At 65.1% G+C, this 17,159-nt stretch carries 15 protein-coding genes; 12 read left to right on the forward strand and 3 right to left on the reverse strand.

Translation table 11 applies throughout. The features are described 5' to 3' along the window. The first annotated feature begins 324 nt into the window (after positions 1–324). The 12 genes from ACT6QU_RS09385 (at position 325) to ACT6QU_RS09440 (ending at position 13,648) form a co-directional block, all read left to right on the forward strand. Positions 325–1,635 (forward strand): CmpA/NrtA family ABC transporter substrate-binding protein, encoded by a 1,311-nt coding sequence (locus ACT6QU_RS09385; protein ID WP_444563642.1) that lies wholly within the window; start codon positions 325–327, stop codon positions 1,633–1,635. Positions 1,636–1,693: 58 nt separating this feature from the next. Next, complete coding sequence (ntrB, locus tag ACT6QU_RS09390) at positions 1,694–2,590, forward strand: nitrate ABC transporter permease (RefSeq protein ID WP_444563641.1); 897 nt, start codon at positions 1,694–1,696, stop codon at positions 2,588–2,590. A 14-nt stretch (positions 2,591–2,604) separates the two neighbouring features. Beyond that, positions 2,605–3,402 (forward strand): ABC transporter ATP-binding protein, encoded by a 798-nt coding sequence (locus ACT6QU_RS09395; RefSeq protein WP_444563640.1) that lies wholly within the window; start codon positions 2,605–2,607, stop codon positions 3,400–3,402. Between the two features lie 8 nt (positions 3,403–3,410). Further along, positions 3,411–5,861, forward strand: coding sequence for a nitrite reductase large subunit NirB (gene nirB, locus ACT6QU_RS09400; RefSeq protein ID WP_444563639.1), 2,451 nt, complete (start codon positions 3,411–3,413; stop codon positions 5,859–5,861). Between the two features lie 4 nt (positions 5,862–5,865). Then, positions 5,866–6,195, forward strand: a complete 330-nt coding sequence (nirD, locus tag ACT6QU_RS09405; RefSeq protein ID WP_444563638.1) for a nitrite reductase small subunit NirD — start codon at positions 5,866–5,868, stop codon at positions 6,193–6,195. Then, positions 6,192–8,846, forward strand: a complete 2,655-nt coding sequence (locus ACT6QU_RS09410) for a nitrate reductase (protein WP_444563637.1) — start codon at positions 6,192–6,194, stop codon at positions 8,844–8,846. Before nirD ends, ACT6QU_RS09410 begins: the two co-directional genes overlap by 4 nt. Beyond that, complete coding sequence (gene cysG, locus ACT6QU_RS09415; protein ID WP_444563636.1) at positions 8,818–10,278, forward strand: siroheme synthase CysG; 1,461 nt, start codon at positions 8,818–8,820, stop codon at positions 10,276–10,278. The genes ACT6QU_RS09410 and cysG overlap by 29 nt, the downstream gene beginning before the upstream one ends. A 204-nt stretch (positions 10,279–10,482) precedes the next feature. After that, positions 10,483–11,226: a septum site-determining protein MinC gene (gene minC / locus ACT6QU_RS09420; RefSeq protein ID WP_444563635.1), complete on the forward strand. Its 744-nt coding sequence runs from the start codon at positions 10,483–10,485 to the stop codon at positions 11,224–11,226. A gap of 22 nt (positions 11,227–11,248) precedes the next feature. Beyond that, the gene (gene minD / locus ACT6QU_RS09425) at positions 11,249–12,064 is read left to right on the forward strand and encodes a septum site-determining protein MinD (protein WP_024587138.1); all 816 of its coding nucleotides are present in this window, start codon (positions 11,249–11,251) and stop codon (positions 12,062–12,064) included. After that, positions 12,061–12,333 (forward strand): cell division topological specificity factor MinE, encoded by a 273-nt coding sequence (minE, locus tag ACT6QU_RS09430; protein WP_024587139.1) that lies wholly within the window; start codon positions 12,061–12,063, stop codon positions 12,331–12,333. Before minD ends, minE begins: the two co-directional genes overlap by 4 nt. Positions 12,334–12,379: 46 nt before the next feature. After that, a complete protein-coding gene (locus tag ACT6QU_RS09435) occupies positions 12,380–12,586 on the forward strand; it encodes a hypothetical protein (RefSeq protein WP_444563634.1) in 207 nt (68 codons plus the stop codon). A 129-nt stretch (positions 12,587–12,715) separates the two neighbouring features. Next, a complete protein-coding gene (locus ACT6QU_RS09440; protein WP_444563633.1) occupies positions 12,716–13,648 on the forward strand; it encodes a LysR family transcriptional regulator in 933 nt (310 codons plus the stop codon). Here the strand turns inward: ACT6QU_RS09440 and ACT6QU_RS09445 are convergent. Genes ACT6QU_RS09445 through ACT6QU_RS09455 form a run of 3 tightly spaced genes read right to left on the reverse strand, consistent with a single transcriptional unit; the run spans position 13,639 to position 17,159 of the window. Then, positions 13,639–14,574, reverse strand: a complete 936-nt coding sequence (locus ACT6QU_RS09445; RefSeq protein WP_444563632.1) for an ornithine cyclodeaminase family protein — start codon at positions 14,572–14,574, stop codon at positions 13,639–13,641. The genes ACT6QU_RS09440 and ACT6QU_RS09445 overlap by 10 nt on opposite strands. Before the next feature lie 10 nt (positions 14,575–14,584). After that, positions 14,585–15,832 (reverse strand): Zn-dependent hydrolase, encoded by a 1,248-nt coding sequence (locus tag ACT6QU_RS09450; protein WP_444563631.1) that lies wholly within the window; start codon positions 15,830–15,832, stop codon positions 14,585–14,587. A gap of 43 nt (positions 15,833–15,875) precedes the next feature. After that, positions 15,876–17,159, reverse strand: a complete 1,284-nt coding sequence (locus ACT6QU_RS09455) for a TRAP transporter large permease (protein WP_444563630.1) — start codon at positions 17,157–17,159, stop codon at positions 15,876–15,878.

A 17,159-nucleotide genomic window follows, 5' to 3' on the forward strand; every position in this document is an offset into this window, starting at 1 on the left:
ACTGCATTGCACAATTCGTGTGCGTTTGCCTCGTCGCCATGACCATGATTTCGCCTGAGCCCATTCCAACCTGCGGGCACTAGAGCGATAAGTGCCTGAACTGACAGGTAAACCCACCACGCCATCAGATTGGCACGCATCCTGCTTTTATAAAAGCGAGGTCCTGCGGGACCGACCAATACGCGTCCAATGACGGGCGCCCCATAATGGCAACGCCGCCAACAGGAAATGATCCGGTCTCAGCGCCGGCGCTCATTCTTCCCGTTGGCGGCGTTTTTCGTTTCCGGGGCTCCGGCCGCAACGAAGAACAGGGGAACTGACGCAATGACCATCGAGACCAGGCGCTTCGAGACCGGCATCGACCGGCGCGGCTTCATCAAGGGCGCGACGGCCACCGCAGCATTGCTGACGGCAGCACGGCAGCTCTTTCCCTCCGGCGCCTATGCGGCCGCATCCGGGCCGGAAGTCACCGGCGCCAAGCTCGGCTACATCGCGCTCACCGATTCCGCTCCCCTCATCATCGCCAAGGAAAAGGGCCTGTTCGAGAAATATGGAGTGCCGGATGTCGAGGTGCTGAAGCAAGCCTCCTGGGGCGCGACGCGCGACAACATGGCGCTCGGCGGCGACAGCGGCGGCATCGATGGCGGGCACATCCTGCGTCCCAAGGTGCATCTCTATTCGTCCGGCTCTGTAATCCAGAACAACCAAAAGCTGCCGATGTACACGCTGCTGAACCTCAACGAGGACTGCCAGGGCATATCGGTCGCGCAGGAATATGCGGACACCGGCGTCCAGCTCGATTCGGGTGCGTTGAAGGAAGCTTTCGCCGCCAAGAAGGCAGCGGGCAAGCCGGTCAGCGCTGCCATGACGTTCCCCGGCGGCACGCACGATCTGTGGCTGCGCTATTGGCTGGCGGCCGGCGGAATCAACCCGAATACCGATGTCGACGTGATCGTGGTTCCGCCGCCGCAAATGGTGGCGAACATGAAGGTCGGCAACATGGACGTGTTCTGCGTCGGCGAGCCGTGGAACGAGCAGCTCGTTCACCAGAAGATCGGCTTCACCGCGCTGACGACCGGCGAATTATGGCGCCGACATCCCGAAAAAATCCTCGGCATGCGCGCCTCCTTCGTCGACGCCAACCCGAACGCTACGCTCGCGATCATGATGGCGACGATGGAAGCCCAGCAATGGTGCGACCAGATGGAGAACAAGCAGGAGATGGCCGAGATCGTCGGGCGTCGGCAATGGTACAACGTGCCCGTCGACGACATCATCGGCCGCATCCGGGGCGACATCAATTACGGCAATGGCCGCACCGCCGAGGGCACCGATCTCCTGATGAAGTTCTGGGGCGAGAAGGGCGAAACGTCCTATCCCTGGAAGAGCCTCGACACCTGGTTCATGACCGAGAACATGCGCTGGGGCTATTTCCCGGAATCGACTGACATCAAGGCGATGGTCGACAACACCAACCGCTCTGACCTTTGGCTCGAGGCGGCCAAGGGCATCGGCCTGACGGACCTGCCATCTGGCGACAGCCGGGGCGTCGAGACCTTCTTCGACGGCAAGGTCTTCGATCCAGCCAATCCCACCGCCTATCTCGACAGCCTCGACATCAAGGCGATCGCCTGATCCTGCGGCCGGCGTCCAGCCGCGCCGGCCCGCTTCCCCTCGTTTGAAAGGCCAGCCCATGTCCATGCCAGCCGCCAAGAGCGACGTCGTCGTCGCTGACGAATTCAAGACCCGCCCCGCGACCGTCGTGCCTTTGGCCGTCGCGCCGCAAAAGCGCCTCGACGTCGCGGCGATCGCGGCGAGCGCCATCGAGAACATCGTGCCGCCGATGATCGTGGTGGCGATCCTGCTGGCCATCTGGCAGGTCGCGTTTTCCGACCCGGGCGCCTCGCTGCCGCCACCCTCGGAAGTCTGGGCGCAAAGCAGGGACCTCATCGTCGAGCCGTTCTTCGTCTACGGCTCGCAGGATATCGGGCTCGGCTGGCGCGTCCTGGTCTCGATGGAGCGCGTCGCCTACGGCTTCGGGCTGGCTGCCATCATCGGCATCCTCGTCGGAGCGCTGATCGGCCAGTCAGTCTGGGCGATGCGCGGCCTCGACCCGATCTTCCAGGTTCTGCGCACCGTGCCGCCGCTGGCCTGGCTGCCGCTGTCGCTGGCCGCGTTCCTTGATTCCGGACCGTCCGCGATCTTCGTGATCTTCATCACCTCGATCTGGCCGGTCATCATCAACACCGCCGTCGGCATCCGCAACATCCCGCAGGACTATCGCAACGTCGCGCGCGTGCTGCAGCTCAACCAGGTCGAGTTCTTCTTCAAGATCATGGTGCCGGCCGCCGCGCCCTACATCTTCTCAGGCCTGCGGATCGGCGTCGGCCTGTCCTGGCTGGCCATCGTCGCGGCCGAAATGCTCACCGGCGGCGTCGGCATCGGCTTCTTCATCTGGGATGCGTGGAACTCGTCTCGCCTCACCGACATCATCGTCGCGCTGGTCTATATCGGCCTCGTCGGCTTCATGCTCGACAAGCTGGTCAGCTTTGTCGGCACCCTCGTCACGCGCGGCGCGGCGGTCAACTGAAGGAGCACCGGCCCATGTCCGCCTATCTCAAGCTCGACTATATTGGCAAGAGTTTCACCCGCGGCGCGCAGTCGACCGAAGTGCTGCGCGACATCCGCCTGACCATTGAAAAAGGCGAGTTCGTCTCGATCATCGGCCACTCGGGCTGCGGCAAGTCGACCTTGCTCAACCTCGTCGCCGGCCTGACGCCGGTGACCACCGGCGCGGTCCTCCTGGAAAACCAGGAAGTGAATGCGCCCGGCCCGGACCGTGCAGTGGTGTTCCAGAACCATTCGCTGCTGCCGTGGCTGAGCGTCTACGAGAACGTCAATCTGGCCGTCTCCAAGGTCTTCGCGGGCAAGAAATCGAAAGCCCAACGCCACGAATGGATCATGGACAATCTGAACCTCGTCCAGATGGCCCATGCAGCCGACAAGCGCCCGTCCGAGATTTCGGGCGGCATGAAGCAGCGCGTCGGCATTGCGCGAGCGCTGTCGATGGAGCCCAAGATCCTGCTTCTGGACGAACCGTTCGGCGCACTCGATGCCCTCACCCGCGCGCATCTGCAGGACCAGATGATGGAGATCCACGCACGGCTCGGCAACACCGTCATCATGATCACGCATGACGTGGACGAGGCGGTGCTTCTGTCCGACCGCATCGTCATGATGACCAACGGCCCCGCCGCAACTATCGGCGAAGTGCTCGACGTGCCGCTGGAGCGCCCGCGTGCGCGGATCGGCCTTGCGAGCGACCGCACCTACCTCAAATGCCGCGAGGCGGTGTTGAAGTTCCTCTACGAACGCCACCGCTTCGTCGAAGCCGCGGAATAGGATTTCCCATGACACAGAAACTCGTCGTCATCGGCAATGGCATGGCGCCCGGCCGAATGCTGGAAAACCTGTTCGATACGGCACCCGGCGCCTACGAAGTGACGATCTTCAATGCCGAGCCACGCGTCAATTACGACCGCATCATGCTCTCCCCGGTCCTTTCCGGCGAGAAGAGCTATGACGACATCGTCATCCATGGCGATGGCTGGTACATCGACAATGGCGTGACGCTCTACAAAGGCCACCGCATCGTCGCGATCGACCGTGCAGCCAAGACCGTGACCTCCGATCACGGGGTCACCGAGAGCTACGACAAGCTCGTCATCGCCACCGGCTCGGTGCCCTTCATCATCCCGGTGCCCGGCAAGGATCTGCCCGGCGTCCTCACCTATCGCGATCTCGACGACGTCCACGCGATGATGCTTGCCGCGCAATCGCGCGACAAGGCCGTCGTCATCGGCGGCGGCCTGCTCGGCCTCGAAGCCGCCGCCGGCCTCAAGGCGCGCGGCATGGACGTAACCGTACTCCATGTCATGCCGACGCTGATGGAACGCCAGCTCGATCCGGCCGCCGGGTATCTCCTGCAAAAGGCGGTGGAAGCGCGCGGCATCGAAGTGCTGACCAGGGCGAACACCAAGGCGATCATCGGCGACCGCAAGGTCGAAGGCGTGGAACTGGCCGACGGCACGATCATTCCGGCGACGCTCGTCGTCATGGCGGTCGGCATCCGTCCCAACACGGCGCTGGCGAAGGATGCCGGACTGGATGTCGGGCGAGGCATCGTGACCGATGACAAGATGCTGACGTCGGACCCGGACATTTTCGCGCTCGGCGAATGCGCCGAGGTCGGCGGCAATGTCTACGGCCTCGTCGCGCCGCTCTATCAGATGGCGCGGATAGCCGCGGCCGGTCTTGCCGGCGCCAGCGACGACCGTTTCGTCCATTCCGAAACGCCGACCAAGCTCAAGGTGACCGGCATCGACCTTTATTCCGTCGGCGACTTCGCCGATGGCGACGATCGCGAGGAGATCGTCCTGCGAGACGCCTCGGCGGGCGTCTACAAGCGCGTCATCCTGCGCGACGACCGCATCATCGGCACGGTGCTTTTCGGTGATACAGCCGATGGCGGCTGGTTCGCCGACCTGCAGAAGAAGCAGACCGACATCTCGCAGATGCGCGACACGCTGATCTTCGGCCAATCCTTCCAGGGAGGCCCCTCCGCGGACCCTCTGGCAGCCGTTGCGGCGCTCTCGGATGATGCCGAGATCTGCGGCTGCAACGGCATCTGCAAGGGCCAGATCACCAGCACGATCACGTCGAAATCCCTGACCACGCTCGATGGCGTGCGCGCCCACACCAAGGCATCCGCCTCGTGCGGCACCTGCACCGGGCTGGTCGAAAAGCTGATGGTGCTGACGCTGGGCGACGCCTACAACCCCGCCGCCATTACGCCAATGTGCGGCTGCACCGATCTCGGCCATGATGATGTGCGCCGCCTGATCGTCGCCAAGGGCCTCAAGACGATCCCCGCCGTCATGCAGGAACTGGAGTGGAAGACCTCGTGCGGCTGCGCCAAATGCCGGCCGGCGCTGAACTACTACCTCGTCTGCGACTGGCCGGCCGACTACGCCGACGACTACCAGTCGCGCTTCATCAACGAGCGTGCCCACGCCAACATCCAGAAGGACGGCACCTATTCCGTCGTGCCGCGCATGTGGGGCGGCATGACGTCGTCGAAGGAACTGCGCGCCATCGCCGACGCGGTCGACAAGTTCAGTATCCCGGCGGTGAAGGTGACCGGCGGGCAGCGTATCGACATGCTTGGCATCGCCAAGGAGGATTTGCCCGCCGTCTGGGCCGATCTGGGTCAGGCCGGCTTCGTCTCGGGCCATGCCTATGCCAAGGGCCTGCGCACGGTGAAAACCTGCGTCGGCACCGACTGGTGCCGGTTCGGAACGCAGGATTCGACCGGCCTCGGCATCCGCATCGAAAAGTTCATGTGGGGCTCGTGGACGCCGGCAAAGCTCAAGATGGGCGTGTCCGGATGTCCGCGAAACTGCGCCGAGGCGACGTGCAAGGACATCGGCGTGATCTGCGTCGATTCCGGCTTCGAAATCCATTTCGCAGGTGCCGCCGGGCTCGACATCAAAGGCACCGAAATCCTCGGCCAGGTGAAGACCGAGGACGACGCGCTCGTCCACATCGTCGCCCTGACGCAGATGTATCGCGAGCAGGGGCGCTATCTCGAACGCATCTACAAGTGGGCAAAGCGCATTGGGGTGGCCGAGATCCGTCGCCAGATCATGGACGATGCCGACAAGCGGCAAGCCTATTACGAGCGCTTCGTCTTCTCCCAGAAATTCGCGCAGGTCGATCCGTGGGAGGAGCGCGTCTCGGGCAAGGACAAGCACGAGTTTCGTCCCATGGCGACGGTCGGTTATGCGCAGGCGGCGGAGTGACATGATGACCTGGACGACAATCGGCTCGATCGGCGACATTCCCCGCCGTGGAGCGCGCTGCGTGGCGACGCCGCAGGGCAAGATCGCGGTCTTCCGCACTGCGGACGACCAATTCTATGCCATCGACGACCACTGCCCGCACAAGGGCGGGCCGTTGAGCCAGGGCATCGTGCATGGCGCGGCGGTCACCTGTCCGCTGCACAATTGGGTCATCTCGCTCGAAACCGGAAACGCACTGGGCGCCGATGCAGGCTCGGTCCGCACGATCCCCGTTCGGGTCGAAAACGGCGCGCTTCTGATCGCGCTCGACACGCAGCTCCAGGCCGCCGAATGACGACGGTCAAAACGACCTGTCCCTATTGCGGGGTGGGCTGCGGCGTGATCGCCGAAACGGCGTCGGACGGCACGACATACGTAAGGGGTGATCCCGAGCATCCGGCGAATTTCGGCAGGCTCTGTTCCAAGGGCTCCGCGCTCGGCGAAACGCTCGGCCTCGATGCCCGGCTTCTGGAGCCGGAGATGAACGGCCGCCCGGTCGGCTGGGACGCGGCACTCGACCATGTCGCGCAGCGCTTTACCGACACCATCGCCAAGCATGGCCCCGATTCCGTCGCGTTCTACGTCTCCGGCCAGTTACTCACCGAGGACTATTACGTCGCCAACAAGCTGATGAAGGGCTTCATCGGCTCGGGCAATATCGACACCAATTCGCGCCTCTGCATGGCGTCATCCGTCGTCGGCCACCGTCGCGCTTTCGGCGAGGACATCGTTCCGGGGATCTATGCGGATTTCGAGGAGGCCGACCTCGTCGTTCTGGTCGGCTCCAACACGGCATGGTGCCACCCGATCCTGTTCCAGCGCCTGCTCGCTGCCCGCCGCGAGCGCGGTACGAAGATCGTGCTGATCGATCCACGCCGCACCGCGACGGCCGCCGATGCCGACCTGCATCTGGCGGTGAAGCCCGGCACGGACGTGCTTCTTTTCAACGGTTTGCTGGCACATCTCGCGCGTGCAAATTCGCTCGACGGCGCCTATATCGCCGCTCACACAAACGGCTTCGATGCCGCATTGGCGCTCGCCCAAGCGGATGCATCGAGCATCGCCAGGGTCGCCCTCGGCTGCGATGTGGATGAAGGCGATCTGCGCACATTCTTCGACCTTTTCGCGGCGACCGAACGCACGGTCACCGTCTACAGCCAGGGCGTCAACCAGTCCGCGCACGGCACAGACAAGGTCAATGCGATCCTGAACTGCCATCTGGCGACAGGCCGCACCGGCAAACCCGGTGCCGGACCGTTCTCGGTAACGGGCCAGCCCAATGCAATGGGCGGGCGCGAGGTTGGCGGGCTGGCCAACCAGCTCGCCGCCCATATGGCGTTCGAGGATGCGGGCGCGGTCGACCACGTCGCGCGGTTCTGGAACGCCTCGCGGATGGCGACCAGACCCGGCCTCAAGGCGGTCGACATGTTCGACGCCGTCGCGGCGGGAAAGATCAAGGCGATTTGGATTATGGGCACCAATCCCGCGGTCTCGATGCCCGATGCCGCACGCGTGCGGGCCGGCCTGAAAGCCTGCGACTTCGTCGTCGTTTCCGACGTTGCGCGCACCGACACGACACGGTTTGCCGACGTGATTTTGCCAGCCGCGGCATGGGGCGAAAAGGACGGTACGGTCACCAATTCGGAACGCCGCATCTCGCGCCAACGCAGCTTCATGCGGTTGCCCGGCGCCAGCCGGCCCGACTGGTGGATCGTCTCGCAGGTGGCGCGGCGCATGGGCCTCAGCGACGCCTTCGCCTATGAGACACCGGCTGCGATCTTTCGCGAGCATGCCGCGCTGTCGGCGTTCGAGAACGAGGGCGCGCGGCTGTTCGATCTCGGCGGCATGGCCGACATGTCGGATCAGGACTACGATTCCATGCAGCCGGTGACATGGCCGATGCGCGCCGGCGACAAGCCGAGCGACGGACGCCTGCTTGGCGACGGACATTTTCCGACGCAAGACGGCCGCGCGCGCTTCGTCGCCGTGCGGCAGGAAAGCCCGGCACTGCCTGTTTCCGCTGCGCATCCGCTGGTGCTCAACACCGGCCGCCTGCGCGACCAGTGGCACACCATGACCCGCACCGGCGCGGTGCCGCGCCTGATGGCGCATGCGCCGGAGCCGATGGTCGATATCCACCTGCAAGATGCGCAGGCGTCCGGCATCGCCGACGGCGACATGGTGTGCATCGAAAGCCCGTTCGGCAACGCGCGTGCCCGCGCCCGGATTACGCCCGACCAGCGTTGCGGCGAGGCCTTCATGCCGATGCACTGGAGCGGCCATTTCGCCGCCAATGCCGCTGCCGGCCCGGTGTCGAACCCCAGGACGGACGCCCTTTCAGGCCAGCCTGAACTCAAGCATGTGCCGATCGCCATCACGCGAGAAGCGATGGGCTGGGCAGGCTTTCTGATCACGCGCCGTGACCTCCGTCCGACCGGCTTCGTCCACTGGAGCCGGCGTGCTGTTGCCGGTGGCTGGCTCTACGAACTGACAGGTCCGGAGCCCGCCGCTCAGGGCATCCTGCTCTGCCAGCGCCTGCTCGATTCCGTCCCGCGCAATGCCATCACCGATTATCGCGACCGCAAGAGCGCGCAATATCGGGCCGCCGCGCTCGACGCCGCGGGCATCCTCATCGACCTGCTGTTCGTCGGCGCCTCCCCGCAACGCGACTGGCTGCTGGGGCTGTTTGCCGACGGCACGCCACTGCCTGCCGATGCACGGCGCGCGCTCCTGTCGGGCCGCTCCGCCGTCGCGATACCCAGCGTCGGGCGCATCGTCTGTTCCTGCTTCAATGTCGGCTTCAACCAGATCGTCGATGCGGCGGCGTCGGGCTGCGCCAGCGTCGATGCGATCGGGCAGGCCATCAAGGCCGGAACGAATTGCGGCTCGTGCCGCTCCGAAATCAGGGGAATTCTCGATGCAGGACGTCTCCAGGCGACCGAGTGAACGCAAGCCCGCACGGATCGGAGCGCTGTCCATCCTGCCGGTCTTCCTTTCGCTGCACGGCAAGCGCACACTCGTCGCCGGCGGGTCGGAAGCCGCCGCATGGAAGGCCGAGCTTCTGTCCGCAGCCGGTGCAAGCGTCCATCTCTATGCACCGGCGGAAGAGCTCTCCGATCTCTGCCGCGACCTGATCGCACAAGGGTCGATCCTGCATCACGACCGACACTGGTCGATAGACGTGATTCAGGGTGCAGCACTCGCCGTCCTCGACACTGCGCATCCAAGCGAAGCGCAGGCATTCGTCTGTGCCGCGCGGGCAGCCGGCGTGCCGGCCAACGTCATCGACCAACCCGAATTCTGCCAGTTCCAGTTCGGCACCATCGTCAACCGCTCACCCGTCGTCGTCGGCATTTCCACCGCCGGCGCAGCGCCGATCCTCGGGCAAGCCGTCCGTCGCCGCATCGAGACGCTGCTTCCGGCCTCGCTCGGTGCTTGGGCGGCGCTGGCCGGCGGCTTGCGCCAAGCAGTCATTGCAAAGCTCGAACCGGGTGCAGAGCGCCGCCGTTTCTGGGAGCGCTTCGTCGACCGCGCCTTCGGCCCCGCCCCGACATCGAGCGACGCGCAGGACCTCGCATCCAGCATCGATCGCGTCGCGAAAGGCACGACTGCGACCGGCCGCGTGACGCTCGTCGGCGCCGGCCCCGGCGATGCCGAACTCCTGACCCTCAAGTCCGTGCGCGCGCTTCAGGCGGCAGACGTGATCCTGTTCGACGACCTCGTCTCCGACGACGTTCTGGAGCTGGCACGGCGCGAGGCGAAGCGCATGCTGGTCGGCAAGCGCGGCGGGCGCGAAAGCTGCCGCCAGGAGGACATCAACGATCTGATGGTGAAGCTGGCGAAGGCAGGCAAGCATGTGGTGCGGCTGAAATCGGGCGACCCGATGATCTTCGGCCGCGCCGGCGAGGAGATCGCCCGCCTCGATGCGGAAGGCATCGCAGTCGAAATCGTGCCGGGCATCACGTCTGCGCTCGCCATGGCGTCGGCCCTCGGCGTCTCGCTCACGCATCGCGACTGCGCACGCTCGGTGCGCTTCGTCACCGGCCATTCGCGTAGCGGTGCGCTTCCCGAGGACATCGACTGGAAGGCGGTCGCCGACCCGGCCGCGACCACCATCTTCTACATGGGCGGTCGCACGGCTGGCGAGATCGCCTCGCGCCTGAAGGACGGGGGACTGCCGCTCTCGACCCCCGTCGCAATCGCCACCTGCATCTCCCGGCCGGAACAAACCCTGCGCCTGACGAGCCTCGAAGACCTGGCGACGACGATGCGGCAGACGGATCTCGCCAGCCCGGTCATCATCGGCGTCGGCGCCGTTTTCGCGCGTCGCCGATCCATGGGTCACGCACCGGGCGAGCTGGCCGTCGTCGCTTCCTGACGTTCACGCCCAATTGGTTCGACCGGAGAGCCCCGGTTCGGCGCGTGGACGCGCTTGCGGCACCGCGCTCCGGCACGCATGCCTCGCACCAGCTTCGAAGCGAAGAATGGTCTGGAACACTGAGGTCCGCGCCCCGCGCGGCCATGAAATTAACCAGTTGTTAACCATTCTTGCCTACACCGAAACAACCGAAAATTAACCAAGATGACCAACGTGTTAACCCAAGCCCGGCCGATCCGCCTCAAGGGTCGCTCCTTTCTTGCGCTGGTACTGACCCCCGAACTTCCCTTCGAGGATTGGGTGGTCCGTCTCGACGATCTGGCCGCGCGCTCGGCGGGTTTCTTCCTTCGCCGCCCCATCGTCCTCGACGTCAACGGCCTTGCCATCGACCGCGCGCAACTGCGCGAAATGGTCGAGATGCTGGCGACACGCAACGTGCGGATCATGGGCATCGAGGGCGCCCGACCGTCTTGGCTTGATTCGGCCCTGCCGCCCGCTCTCACCGATGGACGTGCGGCCGCCGATATCGAGGCGCCGGCGGCACCGGCCGACAAGACGCCGGCCGCGGACGAAGCAGACGCGCCGGCAATCGATCAGACTGCGCATGAGGTCAGGGGGGCCCCGTCGCTGATGGTCACCCAGCCGGTGCGCTCGGGCCAATCGGTCATCTTTCCGGAAGGCGACGTGACGATCGTCGGCTCCGTCGCATCGGGGGCGGAGATCGTCGCCGGTGGATCGATCCACGTCTACGGCACACTGCGCGGCCGGGCGATGGCCGGGACGATGGGCAACGCGACGGCGCGCATCTTCTGCCGCAAGCTCGAAGCCGAGCTGATCGCCATCGACGGTTTCTACAAGACGGCGGAAGACATGGAGCCGGGCCTGCGCGGACGTGCCGTACAGATCTGGCTTGAAGGGGACAAGATCGTGGCGGGAACACTGGGCTGAGGCGATGGAACAGGAGAGGTCAATGGGCAAGGTAATCGTGGTGACATCGGGCAAGGGAGGCGTCGGCAAGACCACGTCGACCGCAGCTCTCGGCGCGGCGCTGGCGCAGGGCGGCGCCAAGGTGGTGGTCGTCGATTTCGACGTCGGCCTGCGCAATCTGGATCTGGTGATGGGTGCCGAACGGCGCGTCGTCTACGATCTGGTCAACGTCATCCAGGGCGACGCGAAGCTGACGCAGGCGCTGATCCGCGACAAGCGGCTGCAGACGCTCTATCTGCTTCCCGCCTCGCAGACGCGCGACAAGGACAATCTGACGCCCGAGGGCGTCGAGAAGGTCATCACCGCGTTGCGCAAGAATTTTGATTGGGTCATCTGCGACAGCCCGGCCGGTATCGAGCGCGGGGCGACCCTCGCCATGCGCCATGCCGACATCGCCATCGTCGTCACAAATCCTGAAGTGTCGTCGGTGCGCGATTCGGACCGCATCATCGGCCTGCTCGATTCCAAGACGGTCAAGGCCGAGCGCGGCGAGCAGATGGAAAAGCACCTGCTCCTGACCCGCTACGACCCGGCACGCGCCGAGCGCGGCGACATGCTCAAGGTCGACGACGTGCTCGAAATCCTGTCGATCCCGCTGCTCGGCATCATCCCCGAGAGCATGGACGTGCTGCGCGCGTCGAACGTCGGCGCGCCGGTCACGCTCTCGGACGATCGCAGCGCCCCGGCACTGGCCTATTTCGATGCCGCGCGCCGGCTGAACGGCGAGACGATCCCCGTCACCGTTCCGGGCGAAAAGCGCGGCTTCTTCGGCAAGTTCTTCGGAAGGAAGGCGGCATGAGCATTTTCCGATTCTTTTCCAAGCCCACTTCCGCACCGGCCGCCCGCGAGCGGCTGCAGGTCCTGCTCGCCCATGAACGCGCATCGGCGGGCGATTCGGAGCTCGTCACCGTGCTCCGCGACGAAATCCTCGCCGTCATCGCCAAGCACATGCAGATCGACAGCGACAAGGTGAACGTCACCATGGAACGCGGTCTGCAGATGTCGACCCTCGCCGTCGATGTCGAGATCCCGTTCGACGCGGTGAAAAAGAAGAAGAAGGCGGCCTGACGGCCGTCGACCGAATACCACGCCTCGAAGGACAGGAGAGAAGAGCATGACCCGACTGCAACTCCTCGAACGGCTGAAGACGCTGCAACAGATGCCGCCGCATACGAAGCGCGACATCACCACCGTCAGCGCCATGCTCTCCACCGAAGCCCTCACGCGGCATGTCGAGCTGTGCGAAATCGCAGCCGGCGCGCCGCCGATGACCGGCGGTCGGCCGCAGACGGGATCGGCCGGCGCAAGCCTCAGGGCCTGACTGCCAGGTCCATTGCAATCCGAAAGCCACCCGGCCGTCGAGCACCGCCTGGTGGCTTTCCCGTTTCGTGCGCCTTGCTGTCGCATACGGCGGTATTCATGCTAATGGGCCTCCATTCCGGAGGCAGGCATGAACGAACTCCCCACGCTGGTCGCCAGCATGAACTGGAATCTTCTGCGGACGTTTCACGTCATCGCCGAGGAAAAGAGCATCACGCGGGCCGCGCAGCGCCTCGCCCTTCGCCAGCCATCCGTCTCCCAGTCGCTCCAGCGGCTGGAGGAAACGCTGGGCGTCCAGCTTGTCGAGCGCAACAGCCGCAATTTCCTCTTGACCACGAATGGGGAACTCGTCGCCAAGCATTGCGCCGAAATCTTCCAGAGCGTCACGCGGCTGAGCGACCAGATCGCCGCCGACGAGGACGTCACCATCGGCCTTCTGAGGCTTTCGATCGTCAGCCACCTCCAGTCGGCCCTCGTCGACGAATCCATCCGTCTCGCCCATGAACGGCATCCATCTGTGACTTGGCGCATCGATGTCGCCAACAGCAGCGACATCGTCCGTCAGGTCGCGCAGGAAGTGCTGCCAATCGGTGTTTGCCTGTTGATGAAACCGGTCGTCGGCCTCGATTGCCGGCTCCTGTGCCGTGAGGAATTCGCCATATTCTGCGGTCGCGAACACCCGCTTTTCGGTGCCGGCGACGTCTCGGTCGCGTCGCTGCAGCAGGAGTCTTTCGTCGCCTTCACCTGCGCGACCGATGGCGGCGGCTTCGAGCCGATGGCGATGCTGCGCAGCGGCTCCGGACTTGGCCAGCGCGTCGTCGGCTCCAGCTCGAACCTTGAGGAAGTGCGCCGCATGATCATGTCGGGCCTAGGCATCGGCGTCCTGCCGGTCGCCGCCGTCGAGCAGGACGTCGCCGCCGGCACGATCCACGCCCTCCCGACGCTGGAGGGCATGATCGGCGCCGACGTCTACATGGTGACCAATCCCAATGTCGAACTGCGCCCGGTCGAGCGCGTCTATCTCGGCATCGTCGACGAATTGCTGGCGCTCGCTCAGCCCTGACCGACGGCGAGCCGCGCCGCGGCGAGATCGAGCAGGGAAAACCCGGCCGACTTGAAGAAGGTGATCTCGTCGTCCGACGCCCGGCCGGAATGTTTTCCGGTCGCAAGTTCTCCAAGGTCAGCCCTGATGTCGGCTTCCGAAATCAGCCCCGCCGCGAGCGGCTGCGCGAGGTCGCCGGCCTTCATCGCACCGGGCCGGAAATCGACGAAGAGGCTCGCCTTCGTCACCAGCGCGTCATCGCTCTCGCGCATGTCGTCCTTGAACGCGCCGATCAGGTCGACATGGGTTCCCGGCTTCACATACGCCCCGCGGATCAGGGGCGCGGTCGAACTCGTCACCGACGAAATCACGTCGGCGGCGGCCACGGCCGCATCGAGGTCACGTGCGACGTGCACAGCGACGCCCTCACTCGCAAGCGCTGCGACGACGGCTTCGGCCTTCGCGGCGCTGCGCCCGTAGATTTCGATCCGCTCATAGGAGCGCACGCTCGCATGAGCAGCAGCGACCTTGGCGGAAAGCTGCCCGGTGCCGACGACCAGAAGCCGCTTGGCATCTTGCCTCGCGAGAAAACGCGCGGCGAGCGCTGAAGCGGCGGCCGTGCGCCGCGCCGTCAGTTCGTCACCCTCGATGACGGCCTGCAGACGGCCATCCGCACCGGAGAACAGCGCATAGCTGGCATTGATCGTCGACAGGCCCTTCTCCCCGTTCTCGGGAAAGAACGTGACGAGCTTGACGCCGAGCGATTCGCCTTCGACCCAAGCCGGCATGACGAGAAGGTTCGACGTCCCGCCACCGGGCATTGGGATCGCGATGTTCGAGCGCTCCGGCGACGTCACGCGTCCCGCCTTGAGTTCGGTTTCGATCGCGCCGATCAGTTCGGGCCAGCCGAGCCGTTCCGCAAGCTCGTGTTCGCCGATCATCTGCATGCCTGTCTCCTCAGTTCCTGTCCGCCCGTTCAACGACGGCATGGAGAAGCACGTCAAGACCCGCGCGGAAATCGGACGGTTCGCAATGCTCGCCATTATTGTGGGTGATGCCGCCCCGGCAGGGCGTGAAAACCATCGCGGTCGGGCAGTGGCGGGCCATGAAGTAGGCGTCGTGCCCGGCCTGGCTGGCGATGTCGCGCCAGCGATAGCCGAGCCGGTCGGCATGGTCCCGCACGGAGCCGACAAGACCGGCATCGAAGATGTCGCCACCCCATAGCCACTCGTCGAGGATTTCGACGCCGCAACCATTGCGCGCCGCAGCCTCGTGGAGCGAGCGGCGCATGCGCTCGGCCATCACCTTCGCCGTCGCCGGATTCTCATGGCGCACGTCGCAGACGGCGTCGGCCGTGTCGGACAGGATGCCCGGCTTGTTCGGCCATGCAGCAAGCCGCGCCGCAGTCGCCTTGCCCCCGGTCCCGGCGAACTCCATGCCGAGATCATCGACCGCGACCAGCCAGCGCGCGCCCGCTGCGAGCGCGTTGCGACGAAGCTCCATCGGCCAGGGGCCCGTATGCGCCGTCTCGCCTGAAAAGCGCGCGAGCATTCCATGGCTCGGAAACCCGTTCGTGACGACGCCGACCTCATAGCCCTCGGCATCGAGGATCGGCCCCTGCTCGATATGCAGCTCGAAATAGGCGTCGACCGGGCGCGGACCGCAAGTCGCATCGCCGCGATAGCCGATCTTCTCCAGTTCGTCGCCGAAGCGCGAGCCATCATCGCCGATCCGGTCGCGAACCCAGTCGGGCGCATAGGCCCCGACGAAACAGCCCGAAGCAACCATAGGCGGCGAATAGCGGCAGCCTTCCTCATTCGTCCAATTGACGATCTCGATCGGCCGGCGCGTCAAATGGCCGAGATCGTCGAGCGTGCGGCACAGTTCGAGCCCGGCGAGGACGCCGGCGATGCCGTCATAGCGACCGCCATTGACCTGCGTGTCGAGGTGGCTGCCGATGAGGATCGGGTCCGCCGTCGGGTCCGTCCCCTCGCGTCGCGCGAAGATCGAGCCGACCTCGTCGATCGTGACGTTGAGCCCCGCCTCGTCGCACCAGGCGACGAACTGGTCGCGCATCTGGCGGTCGGCATCCGACAATGTCAGCCGCGCCAGCCCGCCCGGTCGGCCGACGCCGATTTCGGCGGAACGTTCGATGGTGGTCCAGAAGCGTTCGAGCGACATCCGGGCATCAGGCGTGAAGGTCATCTTCATCCTCTTGAAAAGCTTGGGTTTGGAAACGGCTTGGCCGTCAGAAGATCAAATGCGGCAGGTCCGTCACGATCCATGGCACGAACACCAGGAAGACCAGCACGGCGATCATCACGCCGAGGAACGGCATCAAATATCCGAAGGCGCGCGACATCGGGATGCCGCCAACCCGACAGGCTGCCATCAGATCGATGCCGAGCGGCGGCGTGTTGGCGCCGATGGCCAGATTGATCGTCAGGAGGATGCCGAAATAGACGGGGTCGATGCCATAGAGCCGCAGGATCGGCAGGAAGACCGGCGCCAGGACGAGAATGATCGCGATCGATTCCATGAAGGTGCCGAGCACCAACACCACCGCCATCATCAGGAGAAGCGCGATCGTTGCGCTGTCCGTGAAGCCCGAGATCGCGTCGACGGCGATCTGCGGCACCTCTTCGGCCGCAAGAATCCAGCCGAAGATCGAGGCACTGGCGATGACGATCAGGATCGCCCCCGTCATCTCCGTCGTCTGGCGCAGGAGGCTGCCGATCAGCGGGAAAGTCAGCTCGCGATAGATCAGGCCGCCGACGATGATGGCATAAAGGACACCGATGCCCGCCGCCTCGGTCGGGGTGAAGAACCCGCCGCGAATGCCGCCGACGATGATGATCGGCGCCAACAATGCAAGGAACGAGCCACGCAACGCGCTCCAGAATTCCGGCCAGGAAAAAGCCTCTCCGCCTTTCCAGCCATTCTTGCGCGAAATAAAATAGGCCACGACCATCAGCCCGGCGCCCAGCATGATGCCCGGTATGATCGAGGCGATGAAGAGCTGCCCGATCGAGGAGTTGGTGGCCGTGCCGTAGACGATCAGAACGATCGAAGGCGGGATGACCGTTCCCAGCGAGCCCGCGGTGCCGAGCAGCGAGGCGGAGAATCCCTCGTCATAGCCGCGCGCCTTCATCGCCGGCAGCATCATCGTGCCGATGGCGACAACATCGGCGACGCCCGAACCCGACAGCGAGCCGAACAGCATGCACGCCGCCACCATGACGATGGCAAGGCCGCCGGTCGTGCGCCCGACGATCGCCGAGCAGAGCCGCACGATGCGCGGCGCCAGACCGCCATGGACCATCAGGAGCCCGGCGAGAAGGAAGAGTGGGATCGCAAGCAGCGTGAACGAGTCGATGCCCGCCACGGCGCGCTGCGCAACGACGATCATCGGCGCGAGGTCTGCGACGAGGATGTAGACGACCGAGGCGAGCCCGAGCGCGACCGCGATGGGCGCGTCGATCAGGACGAGCGCCACGAAGACGCCGAGAAGGAGAACGAGTTCGAATGTCAT

The organism is Aliihoeflea sp. (assembly GCF_052435475.1).
Taxonomy (GTDB): Bacteria; Pseudomonadota; Alphaproteobacteria; order Rhizobiales; family Rhizobiaceae; genus Aliihoeflea.

Coding starts and splice junctions, on each gene's coding strand:
- ACT6QU_RS09385 (WP_444563642.1), top strand. CDS start 325: ATGACCATCGAGACCAGGCGCTTCGAGACCGGCATCGACCGGCGCGGC.
- ntrB (WP_444563641.1), top strand. CDS start 1,694: ATGTCCATGCCAGCCGCCAAGAGCGACGTCGTCGTCGCTGACGAATTC.
- ACT6QU_RS09395 (WP_444563640.1), top strand. CDS start 2,605: ATGTCCGCCTATCTCAAGCTCGACTATATTGGCAAGAGTTTCACCCGC.
- nirB (WP_444563639.1), top strand. CDS start 3,411: ATGACACAGAAACTCGTCGTCATCGGCAATGGCATGGCGCCCGGCCGA.
- nirD (WP_444563638.1), top strand. CDS start 5,866: ATGACCTGGACGACAATCGGCTCGATCGGCGACATTCCCCGCCGTGGA.
- ACT6QU_RS09410 (WP_444563637.1), top strand. CDS start 6,192: ATGACGACGGTCAAAACGACCTGTCCCTATTGCGGGGTGGGCTGCGGC.
- cysG (WP_444563636.1), top strand. CDS start 8,818: ATGCAGGACGTCTCCAGGCGACCGAGTGAACGCAAGCCCGCACGGATC.
- minC (WP_444563635.1), top strand. CDS start 10,483: ATGACCAACGTGTTAACCCAAGCCCGGCCGATCCGCCTCAAGGGTCGC.
- minD (WP_024587138.1), top strand. CDS start 11,249: ATGGGCAAGGTAATCGTGGTGACATCGGGCAAGGGAGGCGTCGGCAAG.
- minE (WP_024587139.1), top strand. CDS start 12,061: ATGAGCATTTTCCGATTCTTTTCCAAGCCCACTTCCGCACCGGCCGCC.
- ACT6QU_RS09435 (WP_444563634.1), top strand. CDS start 12,380: ATGACCCGACTGCAACTCCTCGAACGGCTGAAGACGCTGCAACAGATG.
- ACT6QU_RS09440 (WP_444563633.1), top strand. CDS start 12,716: ATGAACGAACTCCCCACGCTGGTCGCCAGCATGAACTGGAATCTTCTG.
- ACT6QU_RS09445 (WP_444563632.1), bottom strand. CDS start 14,574: ATGCAGATGATCGGCGAACACGAGCTTGCGGAACGGCTCGGCTGGCCC.
- ACT6QU_RS09450 (WP_444563631.1), bottom strand. CDS start 15,832: ATGACCTTCACGCCTGATGCCCGGATGTCGCTCGAACGCTTCTGGACC.
- ACT6QU_RS09455 (WP_444563630.1), bottom strand. CDS start 17,159: ATGACATTCGAACTCGTTCTCCTTCTCGGCGTCTTCGTGGCGCTCGTC.